General features: G+C 44.4%; 13 protein-coding genes and 2 pseudogenes. 11 read left to right on the forward strand and 4 right to left on the reverse strand.

Annotated features, from left to right (window positions below; all coding sequences use genetic code 11):
* Positions 1–128: 128 nt before the first annotated feature.
* From E5342_RS11755 to E5342_RS11770, 4 genes are read left to right on the forward strand one after another with little or no spacing between them, the layout of a single operon-like run.
* Positions 129–1,685: an Eco57I restriction-modification methylase domain-containing protein gene (locus E5342_RS11755; protein ID WP_135959433.1), complete on the forward strand. Its 1,557-nt coding sequence runs from the start codon at positions 129–131 to the stop codon at positions 1,683–1,685.
* Between the two features lies 1 nt (position 1,686).
* Positions 1,687–2,625, forward strand: a complete 939-nt coding sequence (locus tag E5342_RS11760) for a BsuBI/PstI family type II restriction endonuclease (RefSeq protein WP_135959434.1) — start codon at positions 1,687–1,689, stop codon at positions 2,623–2,625.
* 60 nt (positions 2,626–2,685) lie between these two features.
* The gene (locus E5342_RS11765; RefSeq protein WP_032849731.1) at positions 2,686–3,423 is read left to right on the forward strand and encodes a hypothetical protein; all 738 of its coding nucleotides are present in this window, start codon (positions 2,686–2,688) and stop codon (positions 3,421–3,423) included.
* The gene (locus tag E5342_RS11770) at positions 3,420–5,714 is read left to right on the forward strand and encodes an NACHT domain-containing protein (RefSeq protein WP_135959435.1); all 2,295 of its coding nucleotides are present in this window, start codon (positions 3,420–3,422) and stop codon (positions 5,712–5,714) included. Before E5342_RS11765 ends, E5342_RS11770 begins: the two co-directional genes overlap by 4 nt.
* A gap of 377 nt (positions 5,715–6,091) precedes the next feature.
* Here the strand turns inward: E5342_RS11770 and E5342_RS11775 are convergent, their stop codons facing one another.
* Genes E5342_RS11775 through E5342_RS11790 form a run of 4 tightly spaced genes read right to left on the reverse strand, consistent with a single transcriptional unit; the run spans position 6,092 to position 15,816 of the window.
* Positions 6,092–11,830: an N-6 DNA methylase gene (locus tag E5342_RS11775; RefSeq protein WP_135959436.1), complete on the reverse strand. Its 5,739-nt coding sequence runs from the start codon at positions 11,828–11,830 to the stop codon at positions 6,092–6,094.
* Positions 11,820–12,287, reverse strand: coding sequence for a DUF1896 domain-containing protein (locus E5342_RS11780; protein ID WP_135959437.1), 468 nt, complete (start codon positions 12,285–12,287; stop codon positions 11,820–11,822). Before E5342_RS11780 ends, E5342_RS11775 begins: the two co-directional genes overlap by 11 nt.
* Positions 12,288–12,321: 34 nt before the next feature.
* On the reverse strand, positions 12,322–14,421 hold the full coding sequence (locus E5342_RS11785) for a type IA DNA topoisomerase (protein WP_135959438.1): 2,100 nt from the start codon (positions 14,419–14,421) through the stop codon (positions 12,322–12,324).
* A gap of 30 nt (positions 14,422–14,451) precedes the next feature.
* A complete protein-coding gene (locus E5342_RS11790) occupies positions 14,452–15,816 on the reverse strand; it encodes a DUF3945 domain-containing protein (RefSeq protein ID WP_024986780.1) in 1,365 nt (454 codons plus the stop codon).
* A gap of 218 nt (positions 15,817–16,034) precedes the next feature.
* Here E5342_RS11790 and E5342_RS11795 point away from each other — a divergent pair, with 218 nt between their 5' ends.
* The 7 genes and pseudogenes from E5342_RS11795 to E5342_RS11825 all read left to right on the forward strand — a co-directional run bounded on the left by E5342_RS11795 (position 16,035) and on the right by E5342_RS11825 (position 22,796).
* Positions 16,035–16,646: a TetR/AcrR family transcriptional regulator gene (locus tag E5342_RS11795; RefSeq protein ID WP_024986781.1), complete on the forward strand. Its 612-nt coding sequence runs from the start codon at positions 16,035–16,037 to the stop codon at positions 16,644–16,646.
* Between the two features lie 109 nt (positions 16,647–16,755).
* Positions 16,756–17,169: pseudogene (locus E5342_RS11800) on the forward strand (recombinase); the annotation flags it as partial.
* A gap of 48 nt (positions 17,170–17,217) precedes the next feature.
* A complete protein-coding gene (locus tag E5342_RS11805; RefSeq protein ID WP_228767254.1) occupies positions 17,218–18,528 on the forward strand; it encodes a BatD family protein in 1,311 nt (436 codons plus the stop codon).
* A 141-nt stretch (positions 18,529–18,669) separates the two neighbouring features.
* The gene (locus E5342_RS11810) at positions 18,670–19,890 is read left to right on the forward strand and encodes an IS91 family transposase (protein ID WP_121737183.1); all 1,221 of its coding nucleotides are present in this window, start codon (positions 18,670–18,672) and stop codon (positions 19,888–19,890) included.
* 308 nt (positions 19,891–20,198) lie between these two features.
* Entirely contained in the window at positions 20,199–21,047 is an 849-nt protein-coding gene (locus tag E5342_RS11815; RefSeq protein WP_135959439.1) for a hypothetical protein, read from the forward strand.
* Positions 21,048–21,129: 82 nt separating this feature from the next.
* Positions 21,130–22,098, forward strand: coding sequence for a hypothetical protein (locus E5342_RS11820; protein WP_135959440.1), 969 nt, complete (start codon positions 21,130–21,132; stop codon positions 22,096–22,098).
* Between the two features lie 108 nt (positions 22,099–22,206).
* Positions 22,207–22,796, forward strand: a pseudogene (locus tag E5342_RS11825) (hypothetical protein).
* The last annotated feature ends 419 nt before the right edge of the window (positions 22,797–23,215 follow it).

A 23,215-nucleotide genomic window follows, 5' to 3' on the forward strand; every position in this document is an offset into this window, starting at 1 on the left:
TTCGTGGCGTAAAAACCGGAATATGAAAAGTTAATTCCCTCAATACTCAAGTATCTATCATGATTCTGCAAAAAAAGAAAAATACATTCATAGGAAGAATCCAAAGGTTTTTTCCTAATTTTGCAATTATGAATATAAGTTGGTCTGAAATAAAGCCTTATGAGAACGAGCTGCCTACTAACTACGCAGATAGAATAGGCAGGTTATATACTGATACTGTTACTGCTGCTTTCAAGAAAAGTAACGGTCAGTTTTTCACACCGGTATCTATCGCCTATTTTATGGGTAAACAAATAAGTGTGAATAAGGATTCTGTCTCCGTATTAGATCCGGGATGTGGAACTGCCATATTATCATGTGCCATGATTGAGAATCTGGTTTTGCAATCAAAAGTAAAACAGATAGAGTTGGTTACATACGAAACCGATGAAAATCTTATACCGGGATTACAAAAAGTTCTGGAATATATAACAATATGGGGGATGCGCCATAATGTCCGGATTGATTGCCGTTCATATTGTGAGGACTTTATTTTATCCAATTATTCAGTATTATATTCTGATACGATTTATGGCAGGGCTGAGAGTTTGCAGAAATATGATTTGATCATATCCAATCCTCCCTATTTCAAACTTTCCAAAGAGGATAAACGGGTGAAAGCGGCTCAATGCATTATAGACGGACAGCCTAATATATACTCTATATTTATGGGCATATCAGCTTTATTGCTTGCGGAACAAGGTCAGATGATTTATATAACCCCAAGAAGTTTCACTTCGGGAAGATATTTCCGTTTGTTCCGTAATTTCCTGTTTAAGCATATACAGATAGATTTTGTCCACCTTTTCAATACCCGGAAAGATACGTTTTCCAAAGATAATGTGCTTCAGGAAACAATTATAATGAAATGTTCCCCTAAAAAGGGGGCAGATTATAATGTCGTTTTATCATACAGTGAGGGGCTTTCCGACTTGGCCACCCCTGCAATCAAAGAAGTACAGCGGAAAGAAATCATTGACCTTACCTCAAAAGAATTGATATTGCATTTGCCGGTCAGCCTTGAAGACGAGAAAATTATCAGGCTGTTCAAATCATGGGATGGCAACCTGAACAAATATCATATCCAGATTTCCACCGGCCCGGTTGTAGCTTTTCGTTCAAAGGAACAATTATGTGAAACCTCCGGAGAAGGAACAGCAGCACTATATTGGTTGCATAACGTAGTAAAGATGCTGGCTGATCATCCTGTCGTAAAGGAAGGAAAACCTCAATTCATCCATATAAATGAAATGTCTGTATCCACCTTGTTACCTAACAAGAATTATGTTCTGTTGCGACGTTTCAGCTCCAAAGACGATAATAGCCGGTTAATTGCCGCACCTTATTTTGGAAACATGACTTCCTGCGCACATGTAGGAATCGAAAACAAACTGAACTATATCTATCGTCCCAAAGGACACTTGAACCGTATGGAGGTAATGGGGATAGCCGCCTTATTGAATAGTGACTTGTTCGATAATTATTTCAGAACATTCAATGGAAATGTAAATGTCAGTGCTACGGAATTGAGGGAGATGCCCATGCCTCCCCTTGAAGTCATTGAAAGTATCGGAAAAGACCTGATTGCCATGAATGATTATTCTATGGTGAACGTAAATAAGATTGTAAACAAATATTTTATGTAATATGAGCAAAATAAGTGATGCACAAGATATATTGTCAGTGTTGGGTTTGCCTCCGGCGCAGCAGAATGAAATATCCGCTTTGACTTTACTTGCATTATGCGGATTAAAGGAAGAAGACAACTGGGCGGATTCCACCCGCAAGAGCTTAAAAATAAGCAAGGATATTATGGCATTTGTCAATGAGAACTATAAAAAAGAGCAGCCGTATGCCCCAAATACACGGGAAACTTTTAGACGGCAGGTGCTTCATCAGTTCTTGCAGGCACGTATCGTAGATTATAACCCAGATAATCCTGCTTTACCGGTGAACAGTCCAAACGCCCATTACAAACTGACAGAAGAAGCCTATGAAACAATAAAATCATACAATACCCAAGAATGGGAAATAAAAGCCCAAAACTTTAATGATGCGGTAGGGCGATTGATTGAAGAGTATGAGAAAAGCCGTGAGATGGAAATGATACCGGTTACTATTGAAGGTAAGGAATTTAAACTGTCTCCGGGCAAGCATAATGAAGTACAAGCGGCGGTCATTAATGAGTTTGCACCTCGTTTTGCGGCAGGCGCAAAAGTCCTTTATATCGGTGATACTGCCAATAAAGACCTTTATTGTAACAAGGAGCTTTTAAAAGAAATTGGCATTCCGATCACAGAACACAGCAAACTGCCGGATATTGTCATTTATGACGGTAATAAAGAGTGGCTATTCCTAATCGAAGTGGTTACTTCGCATGGGCCGGTATCTCCCAAACGTGTAATCGAGCTGGAAGATTTCACGAAAGAATGCAAAGCGGGGAAAGTATATGTTACTGCTTTTCCTGACAGAACCGAGTTCAAGAAACATGTGGCTGATATTGCATGGGAAACCGAAGTTTGGATAGCAGAAAATCCAGATCATATGATTCATTTTAATGGAGATAGGTTTATAGGGCCAAGATAGTAGTTATTTATGTGGATAATGTAAAAAGTCTTATTGAGTAATATAGATAAATTGTTTGTAATGAATAATGCTGTTGTTATAATAGATTTTGATAACTATTTTCAAAAAGATATAAATGAATATAGCAAAGAGCAAATTGAATCTTTGTTTCTTAAAATAATAGACTATATTAGTATACATAATGATGTGATGCAAATAAACTTTCGATTATATGGAGGATGGTATCAAGATGATGATTTAACAAATCGAGCTTCGGTAGTATTTCAGAAAATTTCTAATATTGATATATTCCCTCATATTATAAATCAGAACAAAAGAATTTTTGGAGATATTCAAATTGTATACAATTTGTATGGCATAGATTATATATGGCATAATACTTATAGAGAAAAAAAAGGAATACCACGTTTACGGATAAATCATACAGCAAAGGGCGATAAATGTGATTCTCGGAAAAACATATGTCCTGTTCATATTTTATCAAAATTCACAAGAAATAAAGATAAAATTTGCCTAAATGAAGGCTGTATGACAAAACATTCTGATATATTTTTTCAAAGAGAACAGAAAATGGTTGACACAATGATTGCTTGTGACTTGCTTTCATATTGTGAGGAAAGTTCAACAAATTGTTTATATCTAATTTCTGATGATATGGATCATTTCCCTGCATTAGCATTATGCCATAAAAAGAAGGAGGAGCTTCCTATATTTGTAGGAATAAAAAATGTACAAAACATAGTAAATTATAGTTCTATATTAGAAAATTTTAATATTAAAATCTTTCAACTATCATGAAGACTTTTGAATTAATAATAAAAGAAATATCATCATTTGCAGATGATGAAAATGATGTTATCTTTGAACGAGATGGTAGTGTGGCCTTTGAACGACAAGGTCAAATGATGGAATTTAAGCTCTCGCAAAATGAAGATGACGCAATTTGGGTAGAATACAATAATAATCGATTACCGTATAAAAAATTTTTAGCAAAAGAATTGGCCAGGTTGGATATTTTGGCAAATAAAATATTGCAAAGAAAAAGCAAGGAAAAAGAGTATGTTGATCCTATAGCTACACTTATAACAACAAATAAAAAAAGTGAAGGAAAAGCTTTGGAAATTCTAACAAAAGAATGCACAGATAGACTCTTTGCTGGAACTAAAATTAGTTTTGTAACAGCAGATGCAGGGCATGGAAAAACGGCATTACTTAGAGAATTTCAATATGAGCAAGCCCAAAAATATGTAGAAGGAAAGTCTAATTTTTTATTTTGGCATATAAATTTACATGGAAGAGATTTAGTTCGGTTAAATGAAGCAATAATGTACGAATTAGGAGAGCTGAGATTTTCTGGACTTTATTACTCTTCTATCATTGCATTAATGAGAAGGAATCTTATCATTTTAGGAATTGATGGTTTTGATGAATTAGCTGCGGAGGTTGGTGGAGAAACAGCACTAGGCTCTTTAAAAGACCTTGTAACTAAGATGAATGGTACTGGAACTCTTATTGCAGCTTCTAGACGTACCTTTTTCAATACCCAAGACTATTTGAAAAGAACAGGGATCTTAAAGAAAAGTGTTGCTCTTGATTGTGAATTTGATGAAATTAAGATACATAATTGGAGAAGAAGTCAATGCGAGGAATATTTAACAAAATATGCATATAATAGCACACAAGAATTTAACAGTTTGGTGGATATATTAAAATCGGAAAATCATCCCCTTTTAGAAAGACCCTATCTGTTTACAAAAGTAGTTAATTACTCATTTGAAGATGAAAAAACGCCTTCTGAATTTGTTGCTCGAGGTGGAAATTCATTAACAGGTATTAATGATGTTATAGAGGCATTTGTTAGAAGAGAAGTTATAAAATGGAAAGATACTGATAAAGAAACAGGAAGACCATATCTTACATTTAATCAGCATATAAGGCTATTATCTGAAATAGCTTATGAAATGTGGAGTAACCAAAAAGATATTATTTCAATCGAATCCATGCAATTTATATTGACGATTTTGTTTGAAGATTGGAAAATAGAGTCTAGAATACAACCTTTAATTATTAGGATGATAGAGTCTTATGCTCTATTAGTTCCTGTTGAAAATAAAGATTGGTACAGAAAATTTGACCATGAAGAATTTAAACACTTCTTTGTAGCAAGATCATTTGAACAAATTTTACATGATGCGGTAGCCGATAATAATTTTTCAAAAGCAAGTAATTTCCTGTATTTAGCACAACTTCCTGACTCTGTAGCACAATATTTATCTAAACGAATAAATAAAGAAAGTGTATTGCCTATTGTAAAGGGATTAATTTCTGTAAAAAAGAAGGAATGGAAGCCAACCTATTTGCAACCTAATATTGGAACATTGCTTCCATATATTCTAGACGATTACAAACCAGAAGGCTTATTAGAAATCGGAGAAAAAATTACATTCTCTAGCTTAATCTTTGAAAATAAATTTTTATGTAATATTACGTTTAAAAATTGCATGTTTATTAATATAAGTTTTCGCAAGACGATATTAAAAAATGTCACATTTGATTCGTGCTCTTTTACTGATATTCGTTTTTACGAAAATTCAGAAAATATGTTTGCAAATGTCAGAATAAAACCTAACTGTACCATTAACATGGTAACTTCTATAACTGAAGACGAAGAGTATTTTTCCGAATATTCTCCATATAATATTATTCAGCAATTAAAGAATAAGCAAATAATATATGAAGAAGATAAAACAACTGTAGTTAATGAAGTTGTAGTTCATAATTCAGAATTTAGAAAATGTGTAAAACGTTTTTTAAATAAATATATAAAATCAACTTATCAATATGAGTCAAATATAAAAGAAGATCCTATTTATAATTCCAAAAATTTTGATCTTATAATAAATGAAATCATTCCATTATTGATAAAGTATGATATAATAGAAGAGAAGAGTACTAAAAATACACTACAAGCATCTACTAAGGCGTGGGTATTAAAAAAATATGATTTAGCAGAAATATTTAAAGCTGAAGAAGATACAAAAGCTGAATTATATAAATTTTGGAAAGAAGTTAATTGTTATAAAAAATGAAAATATTTTTTTCGAAGCATATTGTTTGATATAATGTCATTTCACAGCTCTTGTGAGAAATATGATGGTTCGACTAATTAAAGAAGCTCCGATTATAATAGATAACAGTGCTAAATATTTTGTAGAGAAGAAAGCAAATCTTAAACTTGAAGGCAAGAAAGATTTATGAAGAGTTTAAATCCATTACTGCATTTACAATGTAATAATGATATCTATGATTTTGTACTATTGAATGTCTTAATCATATTATATTCTTGAATTTATTAGAACTTTGCCATTAGCTCTAAATTTTAGCTATACAAAAACTTAAACCCCACTCCGCTGTTTCATGGGAAGTCGGCGGAGTGGGGCTGTTTTTATGGCTTCGGTTACAGGAGCTATAACTTCAGCTTGGGTTTGGGCTTTTCGGGCCGGTCAGGATCGGGATCGTCCTTGTTGCCGGACTTGGGGACGCCTCCGATGACGAGCTTGCCGCCAAGCGCTCCCATTGCCTCTTTGATGCTGATGCTTTTGGGCATTCCGCTTAGTTTGGGCGGAGTGCGCTGCCTGTCGGCGAGGAAGTCGGGCATCCGGTGGACATAAGGCTCGGCAGGGGGCGTGTCCTGTGTGGGGACACTGCCCGGTGAGGGACTGCCGGGCGGAGCATCGGCGACGGGTATGCCGACGGCGGGGGCGTTATCCTGTCCGTCGGGCGTTACCGGTTGGGAGGGCACGACTTCAATCACTCCGTCGGTGCTTTTTTCCTGCGCATCCACTGATTTGAGGGAGAGCAGGATCTTGCGGTCGAGAGCGGCAAGGTCGGCCTTGAGCTGCTTCAGCTCGTCCTCCTTTTTCCAGACTTCCCCGACGACCTGTTCCAGGACGGGGAGTTCCTTCTCGATGGCTTCGTTGTCCCTCGTGTATTTCTCTATCAGGCGGGGGATGCTGTCGAAGGCGTTGATGAAGTTCTGGCAGGCGGTTTTCGGATCGACCGCCAAGCGGCCGTTGTTATAGTTGTAGAGGAAGTTGCCTTCACCACGCACGAAGAAACGGTTCTCGCAGAAGTCCAGACCGTCCTTGACGGTGGTGTCGGTCTTGACAACGATGTCGAAGCCATAGAGCGAGCCGATGACCTTCGGCTGGCCGTGCGTGCGTTCCCTGTCCTCTATCTCGTGGAGCTTGGCGGCAATCACTTTCGGATCATCGCCTGCCACGCCGTCAATCTTCAAGGGGTTGAGCCTGTTGCCCTCCTTGTCGTACTGCATACGGCTCTCGATGGCGGCCTTGTCCTTCCTGACACGGGCGATGATGTCATCGTTGCTTGCCCGGTTCGCCAGGAAAGTTTCCAGTTTGATGCGTGATTCCCCCTTGCCACGCTGGAAGGCCTTGCGCTCCCCTTCCATGCCGGCAATCCGCTTCTCCAACCGTGCCTTGTCGAGCAGGTCGGTATTTCCGGAAAGCACCGCCACGTACTCTGAGAAAGGTATGCCTCCCTTCTCGTCCATGCCTCCCTCGTCGATGGTACGGCAACCCATGTTGTTCTGCTTGAGCTGGGTGATGAAAAGCTGCTTGTTGTAAAGCAGGTTGAACTTGTAGCTGTCAAGCGACTTCTCCACTGCGTAGATTATCACGTCCACCTTGTTGTCCGCATAGAGTTTGGCCACCTCGTTGCCCTTGCGGATGCCCCGGCCGTCCCGCTGCTGCAAGTCCGAAGGCCGCCACGGTGCGTCGAGATGATGGATGGCGACACACCGCTTCTGGGCGTTGACTCCCGTGCCCAGCATTTCAGTAGAGCCGAAGAGAACACGTATCTTTCCCTCGTTCATCGCCTCGATCATCTCCTTGCGCTTCTTCTCGGTCTTGGCTTCCTGAATGAAACGTATCTGGTCTTCGGGGATGCCGTGATCCTCCACCAGCTTGCGCTTGATCTCGCTGTACGGATTCCACTGGTCGGGCTTGTAGGTTCCCAAGTCCGAGAAAACGAACTGAGTGCCTTTATGCCCGGCGTATTTATTGTAATACTTCGCAATCATATCGGCGCAATGGGTGGCCTTGTTGTCCTTGTCGTCGCCGTAGGAGAGCGGATCGATGAGCCGCATGTCGAGCGACATCTTCCGGGCGTAGTCGGTGGCGATGAGCATCTTCGCCTTCTCTTCCCTCTCATTCAGTGGCGGGCGGCCCAGTACGGTGGCATTGCCGGTCTTGGCGAACTCGATGAGCTTCCGTATGAACTCCCTCTGGTCGGGCGTCGGGGGTATGTTGTGCAGTATCTCGTTCTTCTCCGGACGGTCGATGCCGATGTCGGCTGCGGTACGGAAGTCGGTGATCTCGGAATAGAACGAAGCGAGTTCCGGAACCTTGATGAAGTAGCGGAAACGCTCTTTCTGCACCACCTCGTTGGTGACGGAGAACTCGTAATCGACGGACTTCCGGGCAAACACCGCCGCCCATGCGTCAAAGGAGTTGATCCCCTGACGCTCCAATTCCCGGGGGCGCAGGTACTTGAAGAGCAGGTACAGCTCGGTCAGCGAGTTGGAAATGGTGGTTCCCGACAGGAAGGTGGCTCCCAGGTCCTTGCCGGTGCGCTGCTGGATGGTGCGCAGGGCGAAGAGCATGTTGAGCGCACGCTGGCTGCCCTCGCTGTTGCCCAGACCTGCCACACGGTCGTGCCGGGTGGTGAACATCAGGTTCTTGAACCGGTGGCTCTCATCGACAAAGAGGTGGTCGATGCCCATGCGCTTGAAGTCCGCCACGTCGTCCTTGCGGGTTTCGATCTCGTGGAGCAGCTCTTTCAGCCTGACCTCAAGGTTCATCTTGCGTTTCTCCATGCCCTTGATCTGTGCGTTGCTCACTTCCGCACCCTGCTGGTAGAGGACTTCGAGGTTCTCTTCCACACTGTCCAGTTCCTGTTGCAGGATGTCACGCTGGATTTCGGGGGACTGCGGTATCATGCCGAACTGCTCGTGCGAGAGGATGATGGCGTCCCAGTCGTTGTTCTTCATCCGGTGGAAAATCTCGACACGGCGCTCCGGCGTGAAGTCCTCCTTGCCGGGATAGAGGACTTTGGCGTTCGGGTAGGCGGTGGCGAAGGTCTGTGCGATCTCGTGGATGTTCGCCTTCAGGCCGGTGATAAGGGGCTTGTTCGCCAGTCCCAGACGCTTCATCTCGTAGGCGGCACAGCACATGATGAGTGTCTTGCCGCCTCCCACCTCGTGATCAGCGATCCCCCCTCCGTTCTGTTTGAGCATCCAGATGCAGTCCTTCTGACTGGGATACAGGTCAGGAATGCCCAGCCCCTTGAGGTCGAGGTCGGGAAAGTTCTGGTGCGAGCCGTCGTACTTGGGACGGACGAAACAGTTGAACTTGCGGTTGTACATGTCTGCCATTTTCCGCTTGAACTCCGGGGACTGTTCCATGAGCCAGTCGGAGAAGCCGTTACGGATCTCGTCAATCTTGCTGTTGGCAAGCAAGGTAATCTCCGGGTCACGTATCTTCATTTCCTTGCCCGTTTTGTCCAATACGGTCTTGGTGATGTTGGGCGTGGTGTTGTGGATGGCATGGCGCATGAGGGCGATGCCGTTGAAGATGCGGCTCTCCGAACGCACCGAATACTGGTTCATGATGCGTGGAGAGGTCATGTCGGCCTTGATGCTGTACTCGTCGTTGCTGGCGGTATAGCGAACGGACACGTCCGTGTCGAACAGCCATGAGGCATAGCGGCTGTACACTCCCGCCGGTATCCAACGCTCACCGAAATTGAAGTCCAGATCCTCGAAAGGTATGGGCGTGGGAAGCGACTGCCGCAGGGCTTCGAGAGAAATACGTGCCTCGCCGTTATCGGGATGCGACTGCAAATATTCCTCGATATGTTCGGCCTTGGCCATGACATTGCCAGAAATAAAACGGTCGGCAATCTCGTAGTTCTTCGAGAGGGGATTGTAAAATATCCGTCCACGCAGTTCCTCCAACAGATCAGATTGCGATTTATCGGTCAGGGACTCCATGTACGCCATATCCACGTTGCCGTATTTGTTGAGTGAGGCGGTAAGTGCCTCGTGCACGTCGTCGGTATGAGTGATCTCGTTGATGTTGTACGAAACGGGATGGTCGAAGATGTCCGCTTTGACCGCTTGGCCGTCGATGTAACGCTCCAGTGACAAGATCTCACGGTTGCCCGCATCCATACGGAACAGGTCAATGTTCTTCTTGTCGTTCAGGTTGCCGAACTGACGGATGAAATCATCGTAAAGGGTGTTGAGCATGGTGCGCAACGCCGGATTCCCGGTATGAGTAGCGGCCTCGTTCTCGTACAGGTGATGGTAGGTGTCACGTATCTCGATGTAGAGCGACGCACGGCGGCGTTGGCGTTCGGGCAGTTCCAACGGGTTGAATATCGGTGCGCCCTCGCCGACGGCAGAAAGGTAACCTATCTGTCCGTTGTCATACGCAAGGGAGCCGTTACGGTGATGCTCCAGCAGACCGGCCGGATAAGGACGGGGCTTCATGCGTTCCTGTCGGGCGGCTTCTTCCTCCTGCCGACGGTGTTCCTGTTTCAGTCGTTCCTGCTCCTGCCGTTCTTTTTCTTGAGGAGCCGGTTCAGCCGGAGCGGTCTGTATGGTGGAATCTTGTTCCAACGGAGGCATATCGAAAAGGGACAGCTGCCCGGAGTCCTCCTTCTTGCGCCTTGTTTTCCTTTTCCTGACTTGTGAACGTTCCTCTTGGGTGAAGCCGAAAAGGTCGTATAGGGACATGACCGGCTCCGGTGTGGGCTTTTCGGTGGTTTGCCGAGCACCTGCTGGTGGTTGCTCCGGCGTGACAGCCCGAAGATCCACCTGTACCGTCTGTTGATTCATGGAAGAGGAATGCCCGTCCATGTTCGCCGATTGACTGAGTTCCCGCACTTGTGCGACGCGTTGCCGCATGGTTTCTGCCGGAAGGTTCGCCAAATCACGTAATTCCTGTATGGGTGAATGTCGGAGATACAAGTCCAAGTCGAGCTGTTCCGAGAGATTGCGGTCAAGGAAATACTTCATGTCGGCGGCGATGGCCTCCATGCCCCCGTCATGCAGGTAGATGCGTGCCGGCTTACCGTAGGGATCGGTACCGACATGCCCACGTGTATGCACAATAGCGGCGGTACGCTCGAAATACTCGTTTTGTGTCGTCCCGTCATCCTGCGTGCCGACTTCCACGAAAGCGTGTTCAAGCGGGGTGTACTCCCTTTGGGAAAGCGTATCCTTCTGTAAAAGGATCAGATCGCTGCCCACCTCCGTACCGGCATAGTCAGTAAAGAGGTTGTTGGGCAGGCGGACAGCCGAGAGCAGCCGGGACCGGTTCATCAGGTATTGCCTTATGGGATGAGCCATAGCGGAGTTCATCACCCCCTGCGAGGTGATGAAAGCAAGGATACCTCCCTCACGGACAGCGTCCAGCCCTTTGACAAAGAAATAGTTGTGCAGTGTGTTCAGCGCAAAACGTCTGGCCGTACCGTTGTCGAAGGAGGGATCGAAAATACGTATGTCACCGAAAGGGATGTTGCTGCTCACCACATCGAAATAGCCGTTGCGGTGCGGGGGAAGTTCCTCGAAGCCCTTGATGTTGACCTGCGCTTCGGGGTGAAGCCGGGAAAGGATGCGGCCGGTCAGCAAATCCTTTTCATAGGTGACCATTTCCGGCGAGTTGCCGGATGCGGAGTAGCATTGCGGTTGGAAGGCTGAAACAAAATTGCCGGTTCCCGATGAAGGATCGAGGAAACGGCCGGGCGATACCCCGTGTTCGCCCAAAGAAGAAGCAATGGCGTCGATAATGGCCGGCGGCGTGTAGAAAGCGGTGAAGGTAGATGCCTTCACGCTTTCCACCAACCGCTTGTACTCACGTTCGTCAGCGGCTCCATCACGCAGGACGTTGTGAAGTTCCGTAATCAGGGGGAACAGTTCACGGTCGGCCTGTGTCCAGCGGAGTATGTCGGTGAGTTTCCCGAAAGGAGAAAGAACCGCCTTGATCCCTCCGAACCCGGAGTAGGCGGCGAGTATGCCCGCTTCCTCCGGGGTGGCGGTACGCTGTTCCTTCTCCAAACGGAACATCAGCCGGATTGCCTCTATATTGTCCCTGAGATGCGCCTTTTTATTATAAGCCATTCTCTTCCAACCAGATTGCAACCGTGTCGGTCAGTTCGTCATACAGCCGATCGAACTCTGGGCTGAACATGAAATCATCCGAGAGCGTATAGCCGGAGAAGACCTTCCGGCATTCGGGCAGCAACTGCAAGGCCACGTTGCGTGCATTACCTTCGGGGATTTCGGCGGCGAACTCGTTCCAGAGGACGGTGATCAGCGTATCCAAAGGTGAGAAATGCAACCCTTGAAAAAGCAGGTCGTTCGCCTGCTGTGCCGCATCGTCGTAGGTCAGGCCGGAATGGACGGCTGCGCTGAAGGCTTCGGCGGCATGGTTACTACGGGTGGCAACGAAAGACTCGTCATCCGCCAAATCCGGATGCGATTCACGCAGGAAAGACAACAGGGTAAGACGGTAATAAGATAATTCATCCAGCTCTTCCGCTACGGACATCGGCACGTTGGATTTATTCTGATTCATATAATTATCGGATTATTAAGTGATACAATTCGGTTTATTTCTTCCTGCCACCTTTCTTTTCCTGCGGTTTCCTGTCCGGAAAGGAATAGCCTACGGTAAAGTCAGGATTAAGCACCAGTGCGGCGTCGAAGCTCTTGCCCTCACGATTCTTGAAGCCTTTGACAAGAGAGGTACGGCCTTTGGTCACCAGCTCAACGATCTGCTTATCGGTCAGTATCTTGCCACCCTTGTTGCGAAACAGGGTGAAGTTGCAATCGACATCGGCACATTTGGCGACCTTATCAAAGAACAGGATGCGGCATTTTCGGCACTTGGGACAGGTACATTGTTCCCCTGAAGGAGTCACATTGAGGGTGGTGGCCAGCAGCTCGGTCACGATCTGTGCGGTGTAGACCTCTATATCCCGGTGGAAAGAGAGGGCAGCGACCTCTCCGGTTTCTATCCGGGCGAGGGTGTTCTCCCACGTCGCTGTCATTTCAACATCGGCAATCTTCTTGTCCTTTACCGTATCGTAAACCGCCAGCCCTTTTTCGGTAGGCACCAGATTTTTCTTATCCCGGCGTACATAGCCACGGGCAAACAATGTCTCGATGACGGCTGCACGGGTAGCCGGAGTGCCGATACCGACCTCCCAGATTCCGGCACGCAACTGTTCATCGCTGATCTCTTTGCCGCAATGCTCCATAGCGGAAAGCAGGGAACTCTCGGTATGCAACGGTTTGGGCTTGGTCTGCTTCTCCACCGTTTCAGAAGCGAGCAATGGCAGGGTTTCACCTGTTTGCAGCCCCGGCAACGTGGTCTCTTCCCCCTCTTCTTCCGGCTCGCCACGCACGGCACGCCAGCCGGCAGACTTGATGACCGTCCCTTTGAGGGTGAATATCCCACCGCCTGCGGACAAGGTCACTTCGGTCATTTCCTTGACGCAATGCGGGAAGAAGGCTTCGAGCAGGCGTGCGGCCACCATTTCGTAGATAGCCTGCTCGTCTTTCGACAACCCTTCAGGCAGGTTTTCGGTGATGAGCAGCGCATGGTGGTCGGTGACTTTGGCATCATCAACCGACCGACGGTTGAGCGGTGTGTCCCGTAGAACGGATGCGATGGCGGCGAAGCGTGGATATTGTTGCAAGAGCGTTATGCGTGAGGGGATTTCCTCAAAAACATCTTCGGATATATAACGGCTGCCGGTACGTGGATAACTTAGTACCTTCTTTTCATATAGGCTTTGCGCAAGCGTGAGCGTCTTGTCTGCGGAGAAATCCAGCTTGCTGTTAGCCTCTTTCTGTAAGGCGGTCAGGTCATAGAGCAATGGCGGTTCCTGAACAGCCTCCCTGCACTCCACAGAAGTGACAACGAGCTTACCGTCGTTCTCCACCTCACGGAACTTGGCGGTGGCTGAGCCGAGGTCATCGAAGCGGTCTTGTGACCATGCGGAAAAGTCGATTCCGTCTTTAGCTGTCGAAACCTTTATCCGAAAATAGGTCCGGGGCTTGAACTGTTTGTTCTCCCAGTAGCGAGAGCAGATCATCGCCAATGTGGGTGTCTGTACCCGTCCTAACGAAAACACCCCCTGTCCGGCGGCAAGGCTGAGAGCCTGAGAGCTGTTGATGCCCACGAGCCAGTCCGCCTCGCTGCGGGCTTTGGCAGAGAGGTAAAGGTTGTCATAAAGACTTCCCTCCCTGAGATTCTGCAACCCCTCACGGATGGCCTTGTCGGTAAGCGAAGAGATCCACAAACGAGCAAAGGGTTTGGTACAACCGAGATAGTTGTACACGTAACGGAAGATCAACTCACCCTCACGACCTGCGTCAGTGGCGACAATGATGGATTCGCACCTGTCGAACAGCTCCCGGATCACTCCCAACTGCCTGACGACGCCGGGATCATCCTTATAAACCTTGCCCTCCCGCACTTGACGGGAAATAAGTTTGAACTCCTGTGGCAATATGGGCAGATGTTCCTGGTGGAAGCCGGAGAAGCCGTAGCATTCGGGCATGGCAAGCCCGACCAGATGCCCGAATGCCCATGTCACGGCATACCCGTCCCCCATTAGATACCCGTCTTTCCATTGGCGTGCGCCCACTATGGACGCTATGCCCTGTGCCACACTGGGCTTTTCAGCAATGATAACTTTCATATATATAATATTGTATAGTTCATGTGATGGTTAAATAGATACCCCTTTCTTATCGGCTTTCTGTACAGGGCGGTTCCGGCTGACAGTGTTTGCCGGTTTCGCGCCGTCCTGACGGACGGTTGTTTGCTGGGATTGTTCCTGTTTCTTGCTCTTGTCCGGATTCCATTTGAAGAAATCCAACTTCGCCCGTTCGTGGTTGACACGAACGAAAGCACTGAACAAGTTCCCCTCGTTGTCGGTCATGCCCTTGATGTAAGTCGCCTTGCCTTGCGCCAGTGATGCCCGCTGCTCTTCTGTAAGATCTTTCCCTTTCAGCCGTGTGGGGATTACCAGCTCACGCTCCTGCTGCCGGTTCTGCTCCTGTCCTTGGGCAGCGGTCTGCCCCTGCCTGCGGGCGATTCCCTTGAAGTCATAGTCGAATCCACCCTTGCAGACATTGAACTGCAAGCGTGCGTCGTAGTGGCGTTGCTTTTTCTCCGACCACATGTTCTCGACAAGGACAGACTCGCCGTTTGCGATGCGTTTTCTCTGCTCGTCGGTCAACGCCGTGCCGTTTACCTCTGCCGGAAGGGTTATCCCGCTGACCGGTACATGGTGGAGCTGGTTAGTCTTGGGATTGAGCGATACCAGACATGGCTCACGCACGCCCTCGGCCAGTTCGAGTTCCACCACGCACCCCGCATTGCCTTTTTCCTGTAGGTTCTGTTTCACTTCAGGGGTGAATTCTACATTAAAATACGGTGTATCCAGCTCCGGATAACGCTTGCAACACTCGATGTTGTTCCGAAGCGTGCCGTCGGGATTCTCCGTCAGCCGGATGCAGGCCGGAGTTTCAAACTCAATCCCCTCGAAAACGGTTTTCAGAGTAAGTACGGCGGATTCGTTGCCATTAAGCAACCGCCTGACACCCAGTTCACCTAACGTTTCGGGTGTTACCCCCATGCGCTCCAGTTGTTGCCAGTCCACCTGTTCCATGCTCCAACGGGTGGATTGCTCCGTTCCGCTCCCATCGGACTGCTGTTGTTTCTGCTGCCGGTTCTGTGTGAACTGTTCCGTATCAAGGCGATATTCGTCCAATAAGGCAGCATTGCTTTCGGGCTGCTTGAACAAGCCGACAAGCTCTTTGGCGGAGACCAGCAAGTCCATCGGAAGGTGATAGAAACGGAAGTCGGACGGTCGCTCGAACTGTCGTTTCATGTTGGAAAAGAACGCTTCGATGAGTGATTCGTTACGGTCTATCCGCATGAACTGATCCGAGGGCTTTACCCCTGCCAGCGGTCTGGTCTTGAGTCCCCCTTCAGGTTCGATACCCTCCACTACATGCGGGGTGTTGCCTTCGGCGGCGTTGGTCACCACCAATACCTCGTCTTTCAGGTCTTTCAGTTTTTTGTCCATAAAATAAAAGAATTTAGTTGTGATACAATCCAGTTAATTGCGGCACGAAAGTAGAGGTAAGAGACTATGACGCAAAGGGAAAGAGAGGAATGGGGAATGAGTGGCTACGGGGTGGCGTGAAGTGGCCTGCCGGCAAGAAAGAATGACCTTCCGATGCAAAAAATTCAAGATAAAAAGCGTATCTTCGCAAAAAGAAACATAAAAGAGGATAACCCGATATGATTACCAACCGAGAAGAAGTAATAGACAAGGCATTCAAGGTGTTTTTGAGGATGAACTACGAGAAAGCAAGTATCAGCACGCTGGCGAAAGCCTGCGGAGTCGTAAAGACAGGGGTAGTATATTATTTCCCCCACAAACTCGACCTGTTCATGGCAGTAGCGGACAAGTACGCCATACAGATGCAGACACCTGCCAACAAGTTTGCAGAACCGGCAGGAACCCTTGCGGAATTTATTGGCCAGTATGTGGAGGGCGTGAAGACAGCCATGAACCGTATTGTCACGCAGGTGCAATGCTGTGCGGATGACAGTGACTGCTGCCCCAACTTCTACTACTTTCATTTCCTTTCCCAAGTGAGGATGTACTACCCCGGAGCTCGTAAAAAAATGGAGGATACATTCCAAAAGGAACATGAATTGTGGAAAAAGGTCATACAGAAAGCCAAGGAAAACGGTGAAATAAAGCAAGATACGGACGTGCAAAAGAGTGCTTCGCTGTTCCGTCAGGTATTCTTGGGGCTGTCTTACGAGCAATCATTCCTGAACGGTTTGAATGTAGAAGAATTGAAAGACAAATTCGATTATTTGTACTCGCTCCTGAAAGCCTGATAACCTTTTAGCAATCTTTAAAAGGGTTCGATAAAAATATTTTTTGAACAACCGTTCAAATTTCAAATACTTTGCTTTATCTTTGAGGCATGAAACAACTGCCATAGATATGGACAAAGTAAAAAAACAACGGTCTAACATCGTCCTGTACAGGGAAAAAAGGGACGGTGAACACTACATACGGATAGAGTATGCAGGTGATCCGGCAATAGCCTTGTTGCTTACCCAAGAGAGTGATATACGAATGGCAGGCGACGGCTCTGCCTATATAGCGACTGCCACTTTCAGTTTGCCGGATTTCTACGACCGCTATTCTCCCTACGCCTACATTGATTACAGCCGGGTTTATGTTCGGCATCCCAAACCTAAAAGGGAATACACACTGCCGAAAAGCTACCTCGAACTGCTGGAACAAAAGCGTTACGGCTCCTCGACCGTGAAAACCTACCGTGCCTATTCCAACGACTTCATTGAATGCCACAAGGAACGGAACATTGACCGCCTGAAAGTGCCGGATGTCAATGATATAACAAGAATGTCAATCAAGAGCATACGAATCTTCTGTATATGGATGTATGTATTTTTGTCGGGTGTTCATTTATATGCTTCAAATACAGCAGACTCCGTATATTTCCATGTGCAGTTGGACACGCTGGGAGGTCTCCGTGTCGGGCAGGTACTGAAATTGACGTATGCACTGGCCAATTCCCAATTTGATTTAGTGTCTTCTCCAGTGTTCAACCATAGCATTGAGGTAGTAAGTGGTCCGAAGCCACATAAAAGCGAGAGTTATGCTCTTGTAAACGGCGTGGGGCACAAGAGCCATGAAACCGGCTTCTACTATTTTGTACGGTTCAGGGAAAGCGGTGAGATTCAACTCCCTGTCGCATCCGTCAAAGTAGGAAATCAGATATATACCACATCGGAATGCCAAGTGACCGTACATCCTTCCAAAGTGGATGTGAGCAAATTGAAGTGCAATTTGAAGGTGGAACAATTGAAAGGCGATTACGCAAAATACCGTGCCAGCCTGACTTGCAACGCCCGTCCCGATCAGAATCCTCCGCTGTTGTCCATTAACGGAAAAGTAACCCGCCCCACAAGCAATTCCTATTCGGGTTCTAACGACAAGGAGGAATATGTTTACAACTACTACTTTTCCAGTGAAGGCTATGAAGTATCCTGCAAGGAACTGACTTTTGGCGGGATACCCTATTCCGTCAAGACAAAGAAGAACAAAATAGATGAAACGGACTTCCTTATTATAATATTGATTGTACTCGCATTGTTTGAGTTGATATGGTGGCTTGTCGGCAGACATCGGTATCGTCAGGAGCAAGAAGCTGCGCTTGCCGAATTTGTGTTGGAAAATAGAACTTTGCCTTTAAACACAAGCTGGGCATATACCCACTATGGCGTATCCCATACATTGCTGCTGTTCTCCGTGCTGAGTTTTTCCACTATTTGCGTAAAACTTTATGCAAGCGAGGTGTTCATTATCATTTTTTTATGGATTGGAATCCTGCTTGTGCCACTTGCTTATCTGTCCTATCGGAACCAGCGGCGCAAGCTGAACTTCGAGAGCACGCCAACCACATTAGACAAACAGGCGATTTACGATAAGATATGCAAGCTGGCGGATTATTATGACTGGGACATTGACCATTGCGGGGACGATTGTATTGTGGCTCATACCAATCCTGCCATTTGGCATCTGACATGGGGAGAACAGATATTCATCGTGTTCGATAAAAGTCAGGTATGGATTAATAGTGTGAACGACCTGAACAAGCGTACTTCTCCATTCTCGTTTGGTTATGCCAAACGCAACATTCGAAGAATAAGAGAAGCATTGACACAAGATGTAACTATTAGAGATTAAAAAATGCACCTATGGGATGTTGTTTACCAAAGTAGAACACACCTAACGAGGCTCTTATAAATACATTCAAGGCAATTAAAACAACTATAAATCAGAGACTTACAAAGATTTGGCAAAGATAAAGGAAATAACGACACGAGCATGACAGATTTGTTAAACGACATATACACAGACGGTTGCAAAACGAAAAAGTACCGTTTATCCGACTTCTTCAATCGGTGGTGGGACGAGTACGCACAGCACCCGGCGGAGTACATCACCCCCGAACAGTACAAGGCGGTGAACGCTATCCGTGTGTGCCGTACAGCCGCTTTGGGGATAGACACATACGTTTGTCCCGATTGTGGAGAAGTACGGGAAATCAGTCATAGCTGTAAGAACCGTTTCTGCCCGTCATGTGGCTGGCGTGACACGTTGAAATGGGCGGCACGCATGAAAGACAAGTTGCTGCGAGTGCCACACCGCCATGTGGTTATGACCTTGCCGCATATATTACTGGACTTGGTGAAGCGCAACAAGAAAGAAATATTGAATATCCTGATGCGCACATCGGCTGAAACCGTTAAGGACTGGATGCAGCACAAGTTCGGCTTGAAAACCGGAGTGATTGCCGTACTGCATACCTACGGGGAAACGAAACAACTCCATGTACACACGCACATGATTATGTCGTGGGGCGGTATTGACAGCAACGGAAAGATTGTCATCCCCGAACGTGATTATGTACATATCCCCTCAATCCGCAAGGTGTTCCGCTACAAGTTTGAAAATGCGCTGATAGGGTTGTTCGACACGGGCAGGCTGGAGCATGACTTCCATGACCGCATGGAGTTTATGGGCTTCATCAAAAAAGTGGCGAACAAAAAGGACTGGATTGTACATTTGGAGCAGCCTATACAGATGCCGGAGCAGGTGATACAGTATGTGGGCAGGTATTCCAAGCGGGCGTGCCTGAGTGAATACAAGATTACGGCAATGGACGGTGAGAACATTTCATTCCGTTACCGTGATTACAGGAACTCACCCGACAGGAGAAACCCGGTTGAAAAGGAACTGACACTGCATTACCGGGAGTTCTTCCCCCGGTTGCTGCAACACGTTCCACTGCGCTATTTCCGCATCGTGAGGTACTACGGCTTCTATTCCAACAAAGGCAACCTGCCGGAAGAATACTTCGGACGGGATGAAAGCGAAATAAAGGAAGCCGAGTTGCAACAGGCAGAAAGTGAATACGAGAACCCGTATTTCTGCGAGCATTGCGGACGGATGAGAGTTTACAGCCACACTACGGTAATGAGTAGTGACATCACATATACGGTTGTACTGGAGCATTGCGACATACACCGGAAAAAAGCGGCATGACAGCAACATGGGATAGCTATGCCTTGCCGTGAACAAAAACAGAAAAATCCCATGAAACGAAAGAAAGGAGAACTGAAAATGAGTGAAATACGGATAAGAGCAGTAATAAAACGAACGGGGTGCAGGCATGAACTTCACACCTCTTTCTGCCGGAAACAGCAGTCTAAAATTGAAGTTCTATATAATATGTAATAGTGTATGGTGGGTAAAACTGCCTTGAACAAGGAAATGAAGCACCTAAACGGTGCATATTTTCTAACCATTATGAACAACAAAAGAAGAACCCAACTGAAAAGAAAGTATCAAATATGAAAAAGAACTCTTTTGACAAGGTTGTTACTAAATATCTTAAGGAATTTCTAAATACTCCAAGTGACAATTTGGAATATTTAGGAAAGTTCTATACAACTCCACAAATAGACATGACAAATTATCATGAGTGGAGAATTTTTAGTACACTCAATTTTGGAATCCATTATTATTCATTTTGGCATAATCCGAATAATAATGATTTTGAAAAGATTATAGACTCGTTTGCCATGTCATACATTGCACAAATCATGTATTCAAATGACAAAAGCAAACGATTTAGACAGGGGCTAACAGATGGCGTTCCAATATTTCTTGCAATTCTTACTTTTGCCAATGTAAAAGAAATAGATTTGATGTTTAATGCAATAATAAATTTAATACAAGATGATATTAAAGATAACAACTTTATAAATCATCAGGATAAAACATTACAAGAAGCGTTTTTACTATATGACTTATATACAAACAATAAGAATCATGGAATTTGGGAAAAGTATATCAATAGTCCTCTAAACAAGAACTATCAACAAGGAATGGATATAATACTTAGTAATAACAAGGATGATATTAACTATGTTCTTTCAGAAATGATGAAATACCATAAAGAAAAATTGCATATAGAGTCATTTACAAAGAATGAATTTTATCCTATAGAATGGCGGGTTTTCCCAATAGAAATTATTGCACTTATACGGTATCGCTATCTGCAAGGAAAATCTATTGACTTTATAGAAGATGAGGTTTTGTCTAAATTCGTTCCATATTTAAAGAAAAGTGAATATACTTTATCACCAGAGATAGAAGCTGCTAAAATAAAAATATATGAGATACTTTCTTTGAGTTAGTTCTTAATGTAGAAAATAAGTTCATAACAAGGTTGAGTTAACAGCTTAACGCTGTTCCTCACCAACCCATTAATATTTAAGCATGGAAATGAACAATTTTGCGAACATTATAAATCGTTTGATTCACATAATTGGGATAAAAGCAGTATCAGATACACATCTGCAAAATCCTAAAAATCTTTGGATGATAAATAATCTTCATCTTAAAGATTTTATGAATATGAAACAAACAGAAATCGGATTTGAATTTTCTTTTTCATTGAACAATGAGGTTGTCTATCTGATAAAAAAGAAAGATGAGCAAAAAGAAGAACCGCCTGTATATATAGCAAACGACATTTGTTATACAAATTCATCTTTCCTTTTACTAATTGAAATGGTAAAATGGATGTCTGTTCAGTGTAAATATGTTTATAAAACTAAATTGTTTGGACTGAATTATTATACTGTTAGAGAAATGTTTCCTGAATTAATAAGAATAAAGGAGTTTCCTCTCTATACGTTACGGTTAAGCAAGCACTATGATGCAATCACTTTTATGAAAGATGATGTATCACTTTTCTTCATTGCTAAAAGCCAAATCGTATTGGATGATATTTTCAAGAAACTAAATATCATAAATACGAAAACGCAAGATGTTCCGTATGAATCAGATGTCATAATAGGTGGACAACTTAGAGGGAACATGGTAACGGGAAAAGTGGCATTACATAGTCGGTTGATAAATATTGAGATAAAAGAAGATGATAAAATCTATTCTTACATAAATGAATGGATTGCAAAATTGACAGATGAAAAAGTTTCTGAGATAAAAAAAACTATATCAGAGAAAATAATCAAAGCTACATTCTCACAAGCAGACAACATTACAAAAGAGGCAATAAGAACACACATCCAATCTTTATATGAGGACTTGCGCATTGATTTTATTAATTTTGAATGTAAACCTTTGATTAAAATTGCATTCAAATCCGAGAAGTTATATCCGGATTACTCTGTATGTTGCTACCTCAATAATAAAGGAAATGTTGAAGATTGTTTCTTGGAATAATATAAAAACGATTTTCGCAAAATATAACTAAATATTAACAAGCCAAGTTAGCTGCTAAACGCAGCTCCTTGTCAACCCATTAACAACAATCAAATCATTATCGTTATTATGGATATAGAAAGAATACTTAAAACAAGAGAAAATGCAATATATTACGGTATTGGTGAATACCAAAAAGAATGCTTTGGTTGGGTTGGTGGAAATGCTCCAGCTTGCTTTGATGATAAGAATTTATCTAAAAAAGACAATGTCTATTTTTATCTAACATTTCAAAATCCTTTAAGTCCCAATAAGCAAATATCTATTTTCACTCCGGAATTTGATGTTGCATTGGAATATAACACATATCCCGATTGTAAATTGTTGTTGGTTGAACATGAATTAAGTAGTCAAAGCAAAAGTGATAGATATAAACACCCCGAAATAGATGAAATTTATTCAATATACGAGATGGGTACAGAAAAAGATATGCCTGAAAAAATTGTGCAATCAAATTTGGGGGTAACGTAATGCCTATTCAATGGGGATTAGATAATGATAGTAAAGTGGTTAAAGATGGAAATAGATTCATTTTTCAAATCAACGAAATTTGCATGAAAGATATTTCCGTTTTCATGGCTGGCTGTATATATGTTTATGGGAAAATTGAAGGTAATAAAGTCACAAATCTATTTGTGGCATACTGGGAATATTCCTAATAACAATAAATTGATTAATTATTTCAAATAGGTTGCTAACAACGAAAGATAGCATCTAACGATTCTCCTTTCTAACCATTAATAACAACTTAAAGATGAACATAAAAAATAAGATATATCATACAGTCTATTTTCTCTTATTCGGAATAATAGTAGGTATTTTAAGGTGGTCTATCTGTATAAGAGATACAAATGGAGCAATGGATTTCACCCCATTTTTGCAAGTGTTCTTGTTGAAAGTTGCATTGTTATTGTTTGTAATCTTAGATATTGTTTTGCATAAAATAGCCTTGAGAGCTGTTTCGATTACCATTCTATTGTGTTTCAACATATGGTCTTATACCTACTATTTCAAAATAGAAGAATTGCAAGAACATTGGAGTGGACTTAAATATTCCCCGTATGACGCATATCTTCCA

Source organism: Parabacteroides distasonis (assembly GCF_004793765.1).
Lineage (GTDB): Bacteria > Bacteroidota > Bacteroidia > Bacteroidales > Tannerellaceae > Parabacteroides > Parabacteroides distasonis_A.